The sequence below is a fragment of the Clostridium massiliamazoniense genome (assembly GCF_001403635.1).
Lineage (GTDB): Bacteria > Bacillota > Clostridia > Clostridiales > Clostridiaceae > Sarcina > Sarcina massiliamazoniense.
The window spans coordinates 241,673-257,119 of record NZ_LN879467.1; the positions used below are offsets into that span (position 1 = coordinate 241,673).

General features: G+C 27.3%; 15 protein-coding genes. 1 reads left to right on the plus strand and 14 read right to left on the minus strand.

Going from position 1 to position 15,447, the window contains the following annotated elements; translation table 11 throughout:
* Positions 1 to 2 precede the first annotated feature (2 nt).
* The 13 genes from atpD to ARA19_RS05140 all read right to left on the minus strand — a co-directional run bounded on the left by atpD (position 3) and on the right by ARA19_RS05140 (position 11,579).
* A complete protein-coding gene (gene atpD / locus ARA19_RS05080) occupies positions 3 to 1,397 on the minus strand; it encodes a F0F1 ATP synthase subunit beta (protein ID WP_055069884.1) in 1,395 nt (464 codons plus the stop codon).
* Between the two features lie 15 nt (positions 1,398 to 1,412).
* Positions 1,413 to 2,306 (minus strand): ATP synthase F1 subunit gamma, encoded by an 894-nt coding sequence (gene atpG / locus ARA19_RS05085; protein ID WP_055069885.1) that lies wholly within the window; start codon positions 2,304 to 2,306, stop codon positions 1,413 to 1,415.
* Positions 2,307 to 2,389: 83 nt separating this feature from the next.
* Complete coding sequence (gene atpA / locus ARA19_RS05090; protein ID WP_055069886.1) at positions 2,390 to 3,904, minus strand: F0F1 ATP synthase subunit alpha; 1,515 nt, start codon at positions 3,902 to 3,904, stop codon at positions 2,390 to 2,392.
* Positions 3,905 to 3,917: 13 nt separating this feature from the next.
* Complete coding sequence (locus ARA19_RS05095) at positions 3,918 to 4,457, minus strand: F0F1 ATP synthase subunit delta (RefSeq protein WP_055069887.1); 540 nt, start codon at positions 4,455 to 4,457, stop codon at positions 3,918 to 3,920.
* Positions 4,458 to 4,459: 2 nt separating this feature from the next.
* Positions 4,460 to 4,939: a F0F1 ATP synthase subunit B gene (locus ARA19_RS05100; protein ID WP_055069888.1), complete on the minus strand. Its 480-nt coding sequence runs from the start codon at positions 4,937 to 4,939 to the stop codon at positions 4,460 to 4,462.
* A 40-nt stretch (positions 4,940 to 4,979) separates the two neighbouring features.
* Positions 4,980 to 5,198, minus strand: a complete 219-nt coding sequence (gene atpE / locus ARA19_RS05105) for an ATP synthase F0 subunit C (RefSeq protein ID WP_055069889.1) — start codon at positions 5,196 to 5,198, stop codon at positions 4,980 to 4,982.
* A 78-nt stretch (positions 5,199 to 5,276) separates the two neighbouring features.
* On the minus strand, positions 5,277 to 5,495 hold the full coding sequence (locus ARA19_RS05110; protein ID WP_055069890.1) for an ATP F0F1 synthase subunit C: 219 nt from the start codon (positions 5,493 to 5,495) through the stop codon (positions 5,277 to 5,279).
* A gap of 15 nt (positions 5,496 to 5,510) precedes the next feature.
* Entirely contained in the window at positions 5,511 to 5,735 is a 225-nt protein-coding gene (gene atpE, locus ARA19_RS05115; RefSeq protein ID WP_055069891.1) for an ATP synthase F0 subunit C, read from the minus strand.
* 28 nt (positions 5,736 to 5,763) lie between these two features.
* Entirely contained in the window at positions 5,764 to 6,441 is a 678-nt protein-coding gene (locus ARA19_RS05120) for a F0F1 ATP synthase subunit A (RefSeq protein ID WP_055069892.1), read from the minus strand.
* Between the two features lie 1,331 nt (positions 6,442 to 7,772).
* The gene (locus ARA19_RS05125) at positions 7,773 to 9,056 is read right to left on the minus strand and encodes a permease prefix domain 1-containing protein (protein ID WP_055069893.1); all 1,284 of its coding nucleotides are present in this window, start codon (positions 9,054 to 9,056) and stop codon (positions 7,773 to 7,775) included.
* Complete coding sequence (locus ARA19_RS05130; RefSeq protein ID WP_055069894.1) at positions 9,047 to 9,469, minus strand: PadR family transcriptional regulator; 423 nt, start codon at positions 9,467 to 9,469, stop codon at positions 9,047 to 9,049. The genes ARA19_RS05125 and ARA19_RS05130 overlap by 10 nt, the downstream gene beginning before the upstream one ends.
* 11 nt (positions 9,470 to 9,480) lie before the next feature.
* Positions 9,481 to 9,996, minus strand: a complete 516-nt coding sequence (locus ARA19_RS05135) for an RNA polymerase sigma factor (protein ID WP_055069895.1) — start codon at positions 9,994 to 9,996, stop codon at positions 9,481 to 9,483.
* Between the two features lie 371 nt (positions 9,997 to 10,367).
* On the minus strand, positions 10,368 to 11,579 hold the full coding sequence (locus ARA19_RS05140; protein WP_055069896.1) for a permease prefix domain 1-containing protein: 1,212 nt from the start codon (positions 11,577 to 11,579) through the stop codon (positions 10,368 to 10,370).
* Positions 11,580 to 11,753: 174 nt separating this feature from the next.
* On the opposite strand from ARA19_RS05140, the gene ARA19_RS05145 reads away from it, so the two are divergent.
* Positions 11,754 to 12,731, plus strand: a complete 978-nt coding sequence (locus tag ARA19_RS05145; protein ID WP_055069897.1) for an HD domain-containing protein — start codon at positions 11,754 to 11,756, stop codon at positions 12,729 to 12,731.
* Between the two features lie 132 nt (positions 12,732 to 12,863).
* Here the strand turns inward: ARA19_RS05145 and ARA19_RS05150 are convergent, their stop codons facing one another.
* Positions 12,864 to 15,275 (minus strand): sialidase family protein, encoded by a 2,412-nt coding sequence (locus tag ARA19_RS05150; RefSeq protein ID WP_055069898.1) that lies wholly within the window; start codon positions 15,273 to 15,275, stop codon positions 12,864 to 12,866.
* Positions 15,276 to 15,447 lie beyond the last annotated feature (172 nt).

Sequence of the window (15,447 nt, forward strand, 5' to 3'; positions counted from 1 at the left end):
TCCTATTTATTCATTTGTTTTGCTTTTTCAACTGCTTCATCTATAGTTCCAACAAATAAAAATGCTGATTCTGGTAAATCATCATGTTTGCCTTCAATTATTTCTTTAAATCCTCTTATAGTCTCTTTTACTGGAACATATCTACCTTGCATGCCTGTAAATTGTTCTGCAACAGTAAATGGTTGAGATAAAAATCTTTGAACTTTTCTTCCCCTAGAAACTATTAATTTATCTTCATCTGAAAGTTCATCAACACCTAATATAGCTATTATATCTTGAAGTTCTTTATATCTTTCTAATATATTTTTAACACTAGTTGCTACATTATAATGTTCTTCACCAACTATTCTAGGGTCTAATATTCTAGATGAAGAATCTAATGGGTCAACTGCTGGATATATACCAAGTTCAACTACGCTTCTTGATAATACTGTTGTTGCATCTAGATGTGTAAATGTTGTAGCTGGTGCTGGGTCTGTTAAGTCATCAGCTGGAACATAAACTGCTTGTACAGATGTTATTGAACCACTTTTTGTTGATGTTATTCTTTCTTGTAAGTCACCCATTTCTGTAGCAAGAGTTGGCTGATATCCAACTGCTGATGGAATTCTTCCAAGTAATGCTGATACTTCTGATCCAGCTTGTGAAAATCTGAATATATTATCTATAAATAAAAGCATATCTTGACCTTGGTCTCTGAAATATTCTGCCATTGTTAATCCAGTTAAAGCAACTCTCATTCTAGCACCTGGTGGTTCATTCATTTGTCCAAAGACCAATGCTGTTTTATTTATAACACCAGACTCTGTCATTTCACCTAAAAGGTCATTTCCTTCTCTTGATCTTTCACCAACTCCTGTAAATACAGAAAGACCACCATGTTCTTTAGCTATATTACTTATAAGTTCTTGTATTAAAACTGTTTTTCCAACTCCAGCACCACCAAATAGTCCTATTTTACCACCTCTTTGGTAAGGTGCTATTAAATCTATTACCTTGATTCCTGTTTCAAACATCTCTGGAACAACTGATAAATCTTCAAATACAGGAGCTTGTCTATGAATAGGATATTTAGTTTTATACTCAACATCCCCCTTGTTATCAATTGTATTTCCAAGAACATTAAATAATCTTCCTAATACTCCTTCTCCAACTGGAACAGAAATTGGCTTACCAGTATCTATTGCATCTACTCCTCTTTTTAATCCCTCTGTTTCTTCCATTGCAATTGTTCTTACTATGTCATCGCCAACATGTTGCTCAACTTCACAAACCAATATTCTCTTCTCTAGTTTTATATGAATAGCATTATATATATTGGGTAGATTTCCATTTTCGAACTTTATGTCTACTACTGGACCTATTACTTGTACTACTTTTCCTACATTATTATCCATTACTATACCTCCTTATTATTTTTGCGCTTCTGCTCCTCCAACTATTTCTGATATTTCTTGAGTTATTGCACCTTGTCTTATTCTATTGTATTTACTTTGAAGTTTTTCAAGAATATCATCTGCATTCTTTGTTGCTCCATCCATAGCTTGCATTCTAAAATTTTCTTCACAAGCTCTTGAATGTACCATTGCATTTATTAGTTTTCCTTCTAAATATCTATATAGAAAAACTGATACAAGCTCTTCATCCGGTACTTCTGATTCAAATATTTCTCTTTCATTTTCTCCATTTATTACATTCTCATCATTATCAACCAAATTATTTGTATTATCCTTTGTAAAAGGGAGTATTATACATTCATTAACTTCTTGATCAATAGATGATTTAAAAACTGTACTTATTAAACTTATTTGACCAAATTCATTATTTAAGTAAGCATCGAGAATTTTACTACTTATAGTTCTAGCATCTTTTAAATCTAAATTTTCCTTGAAATCAAAAAATTTATCATAAATTGTAAAACCAAATTTTTTTAAATAAGCTTCTCCTCTTCTACCAATAAGAAATACACTAACATTATTTTTATTATCACTATAAGTATTATTTAAATAAGTTGTTACATTAGCATTAAATCCACCACATAGCCCAGAATTTGATGCGAATAAAACAATCAACTTTTTCTCACTACTATTTTCATTTACAAAAGGACTTTCACAACCGACCTCTATAGCACTAAATATTTTATCTCTAATTCTATCTAAACTATTAAAATACTCATCATTTACTACAAGTAAATTTTTAGTTTTTCTTAATTTTGCTGTTGCTACTAAACCCATAGCTTTTGTTATTTTTTTAGTACTTTTAACACTTTTTATTCTTCTTTTTATATCTAACAATCCAGCTGCCATTAACTCACTCCTCCCTTCTGTAAATAAGGGATTTATACCTAAATCATAATATTTAAAAATCTAGGTATATCCCCTATAAATTTCTACATTTTTTCTTTAAATATATTTTTAAATTCTTGAATTACATTTTCCATTTTTTCTTTAAATTCATCAGTTAATTTCTTTTCTTTTTGAATAATACTTATTAAATCTGTAGCATTATCATGTATATACTCTAAAAATTCTATTTCGAACTTTCTTACATCAGTAACTGCAATGTCAGATAAATAATCATTTACAGCAACATAAATTATAAAGATTTGATCTTCCACAGACATAGGCTTATATTGGTCTTGTTTTAATATTTCCACTATTCGTTTTCCTTTTGCCAGTCTTCTTTGAGTATCCCTATCTAAATCTGATCCAAATTGAGCAAAGGAAACTAATTCCGTATACTGTGCAAGCTCTAATCTTAAAGTACCTGAAACTTCTTTCATTGCTTTTATTTGAGCATTACCACCAACCCTTGATACTGATATCCCTGCATTAACTGCTGGTCTTTGTCCTGATAGGAATAACTCTCCTTCTAGGAATATCTGACCATCTGTAATTGATATTACGTTAGTAGGAATATATGCTGAAACATCTCCTGCTTGAGTTTCAATTATTGGTAAAGCTGTCATTGAACCACTACCCAGTTCCTTTGAAAGCTTAGCTGCTCTTTCTAGAAGTCTTGAATGTATATAGAATACATCACCTGGATAAGCTTCTCTACCTGGTGGTCTCCTTAATAATAACGCCATTGTTCTATAAGCAACTGCATGTTTAGACAAGTCATCATAAATTATAAGAACATCTTTACCACCATACATGAAATGTTCTCCTATAGCACATCCTGAATAAGGTGCTATATATTGAAGAGGTGCTGAATCTGAAGCTGTTGCGGCAACTATTATTGTATAATCAATTGCACCCTCTTCTGTTAATGTGTTTACTATATTTGCAACTGTAGATTGTTTTTGTCCAATTGCAACATATATACAAATTACATCTTTTCCTTTTTGATTAATTATAGTATCTACAGCAATAGCAGTTTTACCTGTTTGTCTATCTCCAATTATAAGTTCCCTTTGTCCTTTACCAATTGGAACCATTGAATCTATAGCCTTTATTCCTGTTTGTAATGGTTCATTAACTGAACTTCTATCTATAATGCTTGCTGCTGGAACCTCTATTGATCTATGACTTTCTGCTTCTATAGGTCCCTTCCCATCTATAGGTTCACCTAATGAATTTACAACTCTTCCTAATAAGTTTTTTCCTACAGGAACCTCCACTATTTTTCCGGTTCTAGTTACTATATCGCCTTCTCTTATACCTTCTTCTTCGCCAAGCAATACACATCCAACATTATCTTGCTCTAAATTCAGAGCCATTCCATATACATTATTAGGGAATTTTAATAATTCTCCTTCTACACAATCATCTAGTCCGTGAACCCTTGCAACACCGTCACCGATTTGAATAATTGTACCAGAATCTACTTTTTCTAATTTTTTTTCATACTTTTCAACTTCTTTTTTTATTATAGAAGTTATTTCTTCTGGCTTTATATTCATATGTTCACCACCTTTATCTTTTATTTACCATTGAATTTTTTATTTCATCATATTGATAAGCCAAGGTTCCATCTATAACCTTATTACCTATCTTTAAATAAACACCTCCAATAATACTTGTATCTATAACTTCTTCAAGCATTATCTTTTTGTTGTATTGTTTCTCTAATTTCTCTATAAGTTTTGTACACTGTTCTTTTGAAAGTTTAACACAGGTTTTAACAGTAGCTTTAACTGTATTATTTTCCTCTAACATAATAGCTTCAAGTTGATCAAACTTTGATCTTAAATTTGCTATTCTATCCTTTTCAATTAAAAGATTTATAAAATTTAATAAATCTTCATCAATGTTTCCTTTAAATATTTTATTGATAAAATCCTTTTTCTCTACACTACTTATTTGAGGATGTTCTAATACTTCTTTTAACTGTTCGTTCCCCTCAATAATTTCACAAACTTCCTTTAGTTCTGAAATCACTTGAGAAACTTTATTTTTTTCTTTGGCTATTTTATAAAGAGCAACAGCATATCTTCGGTCTAAATATTCATACATATCTAAACACCTACCTGTTCAATAAACTTGTCTATTATTTCTTTATGCTTTTTCTCATCTATAATTTCACCAACAGCTTTTTTAGATATATCAATAGCTATATCAACAGCTTCTTGTTTAAGTTCATATCTCATTTTTTCACTTTCTCTTTGAATATCAACTTCTGCTCTTGTTCTAATAGAATCTGCTTTTACCTTTGCATCATTTACTATTTCATCAAACTTTTTCATTGCTTGTTGCTTTTTCATCTCAGCAATCTTTTGAGCTTCTAAATTAGCATTCTTTAATATTTCCTTATTTTTTAGCTTTAACTCCTCTGATTCCTTAAGATTCTTTTCAGTTGTAGCAACTTTATCTACAATGAGTCTCTCTCTTTCTTCTATCACTGCTTTGAGTTTGCCCCAGAAAACATATTTTAATATAATAAGTAATATTATAAAGTTAATTATTGTCGCTAGCACTTGTTCCCAACTAATTGCCATATTATTTTAACCTCCTTCCAAAGGTTATCTTTAAATATTGTTATTTAACAAATAATAATATTATCGCAATAACCAATCCATATATTGCAGTAGCTTCTGCTAATCCAGCTCCCAATATAAATGTACTTTGAATCTTTCCCATCATTTCAGGACGTCTACCAATACCTTCACAGGCACCTTCTGCAGCTATACCTATTCCAATACCTGCTCCTATACTTGTAACAGCAGCTAAACCTGCTCCTAATATTCCTATATCCATAACTTAACCTCCTTTAACTAGATTTTTAAAATATTACTTAAGATATTAACTTATTATGCTACTTGTAGAAGTTTAAACCTATTTAACAAATAGTATTATTATGGCTATTATTAATCCATAAATAGCAGTTGCACCACAAAGACCTGATGCCATAATAAAAATAGCTTGTATTTTACTTGCCATATTAGGTTGCTTAACTGTTGCTCTAATAGCCCCTGCTGTTGCTATTCCAGTTCCAATTCCTCCGCCAATCCCTGCTAATGCAGCGATACCAGCAGCTAAAAGACTTATATCCATAGCTTGTACCTCCTTCTACTTAACAAATATTATTATTATGGCTACAACTAACCCGTAAATAGCGGTTGCACCAGCAAGTCCTGTACCCATTATAAATAAACTTTGAATCTTTCCTGCTAATTTAGGTTCCTTGGTCATTGATTTAATAGCCTCTGATGTTGCTATTCCAGTTCCAATACCACCACCTATACCAGTCATAACTGCAATCCCTGCTGCAACCATTCCTATACCAGTCAACATAAAACTACCTCCTTATAAAATTTTAATTCTAATGCTCAACCTCCAATTTAATGTTAATAACAACTAACATTACAAATATTACTGTTTGAAGTGCTCCATCAAATAAATCAAAGAATGAATGTGGCATTATTGGAAATCCTATTTGAGCTACCCAAGTTATACTATATAACCACTTATATACTAGTGACATAACTATAGCGGCTGCTAGCATATTCCCCCAAAGACGTAAACAAAGAGATAAAGGGAATACAATAGCTTCCATTATGTTAAGTGGTAACATAGCTGCATAAGGATGGATAAAACCTTTGAAATATCTTCCGATTCCTTTTCTTTTAATTGCAGTTCCATGAATAATCAATATTGCAATGATAGTAAAGCCAATTACTACACTTAAGTTTCTTGTTGGCGGTCCAAATCCAATTAATCCAAGACAATCCAACATGAATAAAAATAAAAATAATGTACCTACAAAAGGAACATATCCATGGAAATCTAATCCCATGTTGCTATCAACTAAATCTGAAATATATTCATAAATCATTTCTAGAATACACTGTAATTTCCCTGGATTTTCTACTTTAAATGTTGTGGCCAAACCTCCTAAAACAACTATTAAAAATAGCATTACAAACCATTGAATTACTATATCAGCATTTATAGCTAGAGGTCCTATATGCCAAATGAACAAGGGTCCAAAAACATTCATCTTCTCACCTCCTAATATAAAAATTATAAAATTGATACTTTAGTACCTAAAAGGTTCTCTAATTTAATAATTATCAATTTTATTTCGCATTAATAAACATTTGCAATATTTTTATTGCAAAGTTTCATTTTATTTAATACAAGTACTTAATACCTGTATTATTTTGTACTTAAAAGGATTAAAATGAATAAATTTACATATTTTTAATTATTTCATTCCTATTTTTCTTGTATTTTTATCCTTTTTTTAATACAAAACGCCTTAGATTTTCCTTTAATTTCTAAGTGCACTTCATGTTTTTTATTATAGAACTATATTTCTTCTTTTTTAAATCTTAAATTTAACAGTATTAAATTAAATATAAATCTAAATTCTCGTTAAAGTAAATTATATTTATTTTTCTCTATTTTTCTTTGTATTTCTTATATTTTAATATAAATATTCTATTTTTGAATTTATTAAATAATATAATTCATTTTTCAGAATATTCAATATATTTTTATGACAATTCTGGTTTTTAAAATATTTTAATGCTAATCGTATACATTTATTTTTTTCATTTTATTTACTTATTAAAAATAATTATCAATAAATTTTTAATAAATATCTCTAACTTAAAATTAAATTTATTTTTTAATTTAAATAAATACTTTTGAACATCATCTTTTCTTTTCATTCACAAAATTTACATTTAATTTAATAAAAATACATAAAAATCTATTTTTTCACTTTTATATCCATTGAAACCATCTATTTTATCTTATTTATAATTATTTAAATATAGCCTTTAAACTCTACTCTTCTTATATCCTTAAATACTAAAAGTAATTTAATTAATATGCATATTAATTAAATAATTATAAAAATGCTTTATATTTTTACAAATTATTTATGATTTATATAATTCTAAAATAAGTGTAGCAGAAATAAGCAGTGAATATGGCATGCAAAATCAACTATAAATAGATAGCTAAAGAATAATAAAAAAGTTAGTTATAAGAAATTTATGGCAATTAAATAAATTGCTAAAGAAAGATAAAATCCCTAAAATTAAAGAAACAAACTCATTCATCAAGCCTTATAATGTAATTCATATTCCTCAGATTAAGACTGTGTCTTCAATTTCCTTCAGATTCCATCTCATACTAGATACACTTGTTATTGAGTATTGATTCCCTATAACAAGTCCACAATTGACTTTCACCGTCAAGTTATATACATACCAGGCACGAAAAAAATAACCACTCATAAACTAAGTGATTATTAAATACTAGAATATTATATTTAATTAGGAAACCAAAAATCCATCTAACATTTTATTAAAGAATTAATTAGTCAGTTATGGTTTTCCCCTTATATATATTTATTAATAAACCTATTAAAAATAAATTTAATACAATACTTTGTCCACCAGTATTTACAATACTAGTTGCTGCTGAAGTAAAAGGAAGTATATTAAGATTCATAAATATGCTCCATATTACTTCAACTGATATTATAGTTGCTATTACAAATCCTAAAGACTTTCCATAATTACTTTTTGAAACATAAGCAATTCTTATTATTCTCCATAAAAAATACAATAAACTTAAAATTATGATTATCCCCACTAACCATCCATAATTATAGATAACATTTGTTATTGGATACCCTTGTCCTAGCATAAATTTGCTATTTCCTCCTGCTCCTATTAATTTTGAATTAGTGAGAACAGTTCTTACCCCTTGAAAGTTCCATGAATTTTCATAAATCATATTTATTGTTATACCTAAAGTTGTTATGAAAAAAAGTGTAATATTTATAATCGATACTATTATTGTATATTTTTTATTTTTACTATTTATATAAGTGATAATAGAGTAACTTATTGCATAATACGCAAACATAATAGCAGAATTAGTTGTATACCTCATAAGTATTAAAGGAAATATACCTATAAATCCAGCTATCCATAAGTTTCTATGACTATTCCAATCTATTTTTTTATAGAATCCTGAAATAGCAAATAAAAATAAAATTGCTACTATTGGTAACATATATAAATTTATTGGTCCACACACAAACATCGGATCTGGATGCGCCATTCCTTTTTGATTAAAATATACAAGTATACATAATATTATAGATAATATATACATTCCTATTGAAAGTCTTCTTATTTTTCTAAAATCAAAGAATATTCCACCTATTAAAAATAGTATTCCTAATCCTATAAAAAATAAGTCCCTAACTACAATTTCACCACTTGGAAGCTCTATTCCATGCCAAACTAAACTTATTGTGCCCCAAGTCCCAGGTTGAAAACTATTTTCAAAACTATAAGCACTTAAAACACCAAAAATAAGGAGTATAAAAGAACATACTATTAGTTTAAAATCAATTTTAGCCTTATGCACTTTATTAAGTTTTTTTCCTATGTCTGTGGGATTCCCCATCTCTTTTAAGGCTAATTCCATAGCCTTATCTCCTTCTATCCCCTTTCTTTTATATTGATTTTCTAAATCCTCTATATGAGATTTCATTTCTAATTTTATTTCTTCATGTACTCTTTTATTTTTTATCAAAGAACAAACTCTATTTAAATACATGTTGACCTTATCTTCCTTTAACTCCATATAAACGCCTCCCTATTTATTAATTTTCTATCACTTTTTATATCTTCAACAACTTCTTCTTTTTCCTTTAAATAAGCATGTCCTTTTCTTGTCACCTTATAATACTTTCTTTCTGTATCCTCTTCTTTAATCCAATAGGAACTTATAAATCCTTTATTTTCTAAAGAATGTAGAGTTGGATATATACTTCCTTCTTTATTATTTAGTCTTTTACTAGCAATTATATTAACCTCTTTTACTAAACCATTTCCATAATTATCAGAGCGTTTTATTAAAAGTAATAATAAAATTGGTAAGTTATTTTTAATCCATTCATTACTTTCCTCTTCTCTTATTGTCCCTAATATATTACTTAATATTTCATCTTTACTAGCTATATTCTTATTAATAGATTTTTTTAATAAAGCCTTCAAAATAATCACCTCTATATATTAAATTTATCTTTCAATTCTTTTATTTTTCTATATAATCTATTTTTTACAGTAGATTCACTCACAGAAAGTACCTTTGCAATTTCCTTTATCTTCATATCCTCTTTAAAATAAAAAATAAATATTTTCAAAGTTAATAGATTTCCACCTTCTAAAAAACTCCATATTTCATCACAAAGAATATTATCTTCATAATTCTCTGTTATTTTTAATGCATCATCTATTACATACTCCTGAATATCATTTCCTAAAGAAAATATAGGTATATGGTTCTTTGCTAATGCTACTATTCCGTAAGTTTTATAAATTTCATTTCTAGCAATAGTTATAATGTATTTTTTAGGTTCTTTTATTTCTTTCTTTTTCATAGCTTTGTAAAAATTCAAATAAGTATTTTGAATCAAGTCCTGAACATCATCTATATTTTCACATTTTGATACTATATATCTGAAAACATCCTTATATGTTTCTTCATATATCTGAACTAATTTTTCTTCTAAATTTTCCAATTAGTAACACATCCTTTGTTAAGCGCTTAATTAGCATGTACACCTATAATGATATATAATTTTCCTATTTAGTTTCAAAATTTTTAATATTTTTATTAATATTACCTAAAAAGTAAGATGAGGATGTATCAAATTACAGATACATCCTCGCTGCCTTTTATCTAGCTATATAGGTTCATCATTTGTGACCACTCACTTACGTAAAGAAGCTCTAATATTTTTTCTACAACAGTTTCTAAAATAAAGAACTTCTAATACTAGTATTTTGTATCTATATAGCTATCTCAGCAGATAAAAAAATACATTTATAAAAGTAATATAAATTAAGGTACTAATTTGATATACTCCCACCTTTGATTAAATATATTATTTTATTGTGTAAGAGTTCTTCCCTTATAAATGTTTATTAATAGACCTATTAAAAATAAATTTAATATCATTTCAACACCTGAGTAAGTTATAAATATTGTTGATAATTGCACAAATGGAACTATATTTAAATTCATTAATATACTCCATATTATTTGAACAGAAATTATTATAGAAATTGAAGCACTTATTGATTTTCCATAGATACTTTTAACTAAATAAGGTATTCTAATTATTCTCCAAGTGAAATACAATAAACTCAATATTGTAACTACACCAAAAAGCCAGCCGTAATTATATATAATATTTACTAAAGGATAATGTAATCCCAATACTAAATCCCCAACCTTTGTACCTGTTCCTATAATCTTAGCCTTATCAAATATATTATTTAATTCAAAGTAACCTGTAATAATAATTTTCTTTCTCACTAAATTAGTTCCTAAAAATATTATTATCTCCATTATTCCTGTTATAAATATTATAATTTTGTTTTTACTATTAAAATATATTAAAGTCATTAATACTATGCTATAACATACGTACATAGGCAGAGATTCTATATCTAATCTCATTGCTTCTAATGGAATTAATCCTAAAATAATAGCTATAGCTACATTTATTTTTTTGTTCCAATTTATTTTTATATATAATCCTGAGAGAGCAAATAAAGTCATATAGGGCACCAAAAGCATAAAAGGTGATGATGCCATTCTTCCAGTTGGTATGTTTATTCTTATATAAGACCATATTTCTATTATTAAAGCAATACAATACAAGAAAATTGAATATTTTTTTATTTTTCTAAAATCCCACAAAAGTCCTATTATAAAAAATATAATACCTATAATTATATAAACAATATTATTCATAAGATATGTATTTCCCATAATGCTACTTTGTCCCTTATCAAAAGTGGCTACCCCTAAGAAACCAAAAATAACTAGAAAACATGCAGTTATTATTAATTTAAAGTCTATTTTAGCACTGTGAATTTTATTAAGATTCTTACCTATTTCTTTAGGATTTCCTAAGCTTTTTAATGCTAAATCAGTAGCTTCCTCTTCCCTCTTTCCATCTCTTTCGTAGCCTCTCTCTAATTCTTCTAAATGAGCTTTAATTTCTGATTTTACTTCTTCATGTACTCTTTTGTTTTTTATTAATGAACAAATATTATCTAAATATCCATTAACTTTATCTTCCTTTAATGACATATTAAATCCTCCCTATAAAAGCTATAACAAATCTTATTAAGCGCTTAATTAGCATGTACACCTATAATGATATATAATTTTTCTATTTAGTTTCAAAATTTTTAATATTTTTATTAATATTAACTTATAATACAATTTACATGATATTATATTTTTAAAAGGAGGGAATTACTTATGATTATAAAGGATTGTATTTATGGAGAATTTGAAATTGATGATATCTTATCTCAAATTATTGAAACACCTGAAATTCAAAGATTAAAAAATATATATCAAGGAGGTTCAAGTGTTTTAGTTAATAAATATTGGGATGTTACTAGATATGAACATTCTATTGGTACTATGCTTTTAATAAAAATGTTAAATGGTAGTGTAGAAGAACAAATTGCTGGGCTAATACATGATATTTCACATACAGCTTTTTCTCATGTTGTTGATCGTGCCCTTGATTATAAAAATGAAGATTATCATGAATACTTATTTGAAAATATAGTTAAAAATTCTGATATTCCAAAAATTTTAAAAGCTAATGGTTTTAATATTGAAAGGATATTAAATGAAAGCAATTGGTCTATTCTCGAAAAGAAAGCTCCAAAGCTATGCGCAGACAGAATTGATTATACTTTAAGGGATTTATATCATTATAAAAAAATAAACAAGAAAGAAATAGAAACTTTTTTAAATTCTTTAATTTTTAAAAATAATGAAATTATGATTAATTCCGTAGAAAGTAGCATTTGGTTTGTTAATACCTATTATAAAGAAGTCATAGGCTATCTTATGAATCCTCTAAATTTATATGCTTCTCATAATCTTTCTGAAGCAATAAAAATTGCTCTTAAGTTAAAAATTTTAGATAAATCTGATTTGCTTAAAACTGATAGTGAAGTACTCAATATTTTAAAAAATTCAAATAACCAATCTATATTAAATTTAATAAATGAATTAGATACTAACTTAATTGTTATTGAAGATAAAACTAATTATTCTATATACCAAAAAATAAAAATGAGAATTGTTGATCCTACTATTTATATTAATAATAAGCCTTATTTGTCCTCAGAAAAATCCAATATAATAAAAGAAATTAACACTAAAATGATAGAAAAACTTACAAATGGAATTTGCATTAGAAAAATTTCTATTAAATAAAAAAAGTTCCTTGAAATTAATTAATAGTAAAGACTGTGTATTCACTGAATATTGTACTACCAAAATTTAGTTTTACACAGTCTATTATACATACTTTATAAAAAATTTATTCTTTCATCTAGAAAATCCACCCTAACTTTCTATTCTTATTGATAATCCTGTATCTAATCCTTTAGATAAATCTATAACTTTTCCAGCAATATTTGTAATCTCTAAATTATTGTTAGAATTTAAGTCTAATTTATAATCACCCTTAGAAGTATTTTCAGGAATAATCCCTTCTAAAATTACTTCTGTAGCTTGTTTATTTTCTTTTACATCGAATTTAATTTCATTATTATTTAATGTAGCAGTAAAATTAGTATTTCCAAATAAACTTACAGCTTGATCAAATTTTAGTTTAAGAGTAATTTTATCTAAGGACTTATAGCTGTCTTTATTATCCATAAGTTCAGCAAAAGATAACTTAGCTGGTTGAATATTTTCAGTGAAATCTGATTTTATATAATCTAAATTCATTTGAACAAATTCTAAAGAAAAATTTGTATCACCTTCATAAAACAATCCAATATTCCCATTTGATAATTGACTTATAGATGAATATGCAAATTTTCCTGGAACAATAACTTGATTATATTTCCAATCTATTTCATATTTTTTTCTTCCATTACTATAAACTCCACTTTCATTTAATAAACCTATTCTTACTGTTCCATTTGTTCTATTTGATGAATTTGGATTTGAAAATATAATAGCTTTTTTCTCATCAATTAATCCATTATAATTAATTACACTTAATTGACAATAAGGTTCCCTTAAATTTTTATCTTCATAAACATCACTATCCCACGTTTCTCCTCCATCAAAACTAGTTGCAATCCTAACATAATTTCCTGTATTTCGCATAAACATTTTTAGTTGACCATCAGGCATTTCAACAACTTGAGCCTCTGTTAATTGATTTCCACTACTTATAGTGTCTGAATTTTCACTTTGTCCATCTCTTGAATCATTAGGAGACTCCCCTAACTCCCAAGTATCACCATGATCATCACTATACATTATAGCACTGGATTGAAAACCTTTAGAATTCGTATAATATAAAGGAAATACAAGTCTTCCTGATTTTTCCCCATTTTTTATTTGTATCCCTACTCCAGGGCCAGCTCCGATAAATCGCATCCACTCTTTTTTTACCATTCCAGATATTATTTTAGGTTCGCTCCAAGTTTCACCTTCATCAGAACTTTCTATTATACTTAAATAAGCTGTACCTAGTGCCTTTAAAGGTGACTCTGCTAAAAATGTATTTGATATTTTTACACCGTTCTTATATAAATTATTATTACAATCTACTGTATACTCTGTTTTTTCTCCATTATTCTTATATATATTGCCATCTGGCTTAATGTAATATTTATTTCCTTCCCCCCTTTGACCTAATGTTCCAGCTCCATCATATAAAAGCATACATTGTTCACCTTCAAACATTTCAAATCCTGTAACTGTTTTATCGCATTGAGGGAATCCATAATTTTCAGGAAATGCAGTTATAAATAAAAATACTTTTCCTGTTTCTTCATCCTCAACCATGCTTGAATCTATTACAGATGCATTACCTGGATAATCAATAACTCGCTTTGCTTCTTCCCAGTTTTTTCCCCCATCCTTACTTATTCTTATCCCTGCATCAATATTTGCTGGTGAGTCTCCTGCATGATTATTTCTAATATCTGCTGCCGCAATAGTGGTTCCTGATTTAGTTGTTAATAATGATGGAATTCTAAAATTTTTTGAATTTAAGTCTCCAGTATTAAATATCTTCTTTGTATCTGATATAAAAACATTTTCAGGAAGTGGTGCTTTATTAGTATGAGTTTCTAAAGTCTTCTGAATTATATCTTCATCATTTATTAATGTTGAATAAAAATTTAAAAAATCAATATTACCATTCATCAAATATTTATTAGCTGTTCCAGCTCTTTCTGTTTTACCAATATTAATACTATTTAAATTATTTATGTTTTTTAAAAATTTTGTAGCACTTGAAGCATCAAACTTTATTTTTTCACCATTTAAAAATAATGAATACCCAATATTTTTTTCTACTTTAAAAGCAAGAGTATTTATCCCTTTATTTAAATTACTCCCTATAGATCCCTTAGTATTTCCAGATTCATTTCTTATTTCATAGCCAATCTGAGTCCCATCTGTCCATATATGAAAATGTTGATTTTCTTCATTCTTATTACTTACACTAATTAAAGATTGAATTTTTCCAACATTATCTAATTTAAATCTTGTTATAATGGTGCCTTCTTCTAAACTTTCTACTTGACTTAAGTATTTATTTAAATTCATCCCATCACCATTTGTTATTTTAATATTATTAACTGAAAATATCTCTTCTTCTGCCATAATCTCTTTACTCTTATTAATTCCTGTTGTGGAATTTAAATTTGTCATAGCAAATGTAGTACTAGAAATTATATTATTAATAATTATAGCTGTAAGTATTACTTGTACTATTTTTCTTTTATTCAAATTACACACCCCTTTTACACTTTTTACATTATATTCTATTACACTACATCAATTTATAGTAATATTTTTTTAAATTTTAAATTAAAAAGTTTTTTCATCCTCACTATCAAAACTATTTTAAATATTCTTGCACAACATCCACTCTTCTTTATAATATAAAAACTAGAATTTC

Excerpts from the sequence above, each read along its gene's own strand:
- ARA19_RS05120 (WP_055069892.1), bottom strand. The coding sequence starts at position 6,441 with ATGAATGTTTTTGGACCCTTGTTCATTTGGCATATAGGACCTCTAGCT.
- atpA (WP_055069886.1), bottom strand. The coding sequence starts at position 3,904 with ATGAATATAAAGCCAGAAGAAATAACTTCTATAATAAAAAAAGAAGTT.
- atpE (WP_055069889.1), bottom strand. The coding sequence starts at position 5,198 with ATGGATATAGGAATATTAGGAGCAGGTTTAGCTGCTGTTACAAGTATA.
- ARA19_RS05125 (WP_055069893.1), bottom strand. The coding sequence starts at position 9,056 with ATGGAGTTAAAGGAAGATAAGGTCAACATGTATTTAAATAGAGTTTGT.
- atpD (WP_055069884.1), bottom strand. The coding sequence starts at position 1,397 with ATGGATAATAATGTAGGAAAAGTAGTACAAGTAATAGGTCCAGTAGTA.
- ARA19_RS05140 (WP_055069896.1), bottom strand. The coding sequence starts at position 11,579 with ATGTCATTAAAGGAAGATAAAGTTAATGGATATTTAGATAATATTTGT.
- ARA19_RS05100 (WP_055069888.1), bottom strand. The coding sequence starts at position 4,939 with ATGGCAATTAGTTGGGAACAAGTGCTAGCGACAATAATTAACTTTATA.
- atpE (WP_055069891.1), bottom strand. The coding sequence starts at position 5,735 with ATGTTGACTGGTATAGGAATGGTTGCAGCAGGGATTGCAGTTATGACT.
- atpG (WP_055069885.1), bottom strand. The coding sequence starts at position 2,306 with ATGGCAGCTGGATTGTTAGATATAAAAAGAAGAATAAAAAGTGTTAAA.
- ARA19_RS05095 (WP_055069887.1), bottom strand. The coding sequence starts at position 4,457 with ATGTATGAATATTTAGACCGAAGATATGCTGTTGCTCTTTATAAAATA.
- ARA19_RS05110 (WP_055069890.1), bottom strand. The coding sequence starts at position 5,495 with ATGGATATAAGTCTTTTAGCTGCTGGTATCGCTGCATTAGCAGGGATT.
- ARA19_RS05145 (WP_055069897.1), top strand. The coding sequence starts at position 11,754 with ATGATTATAAAGGATTGTATTTATGGAGAATTTGAAATTGATGATATC.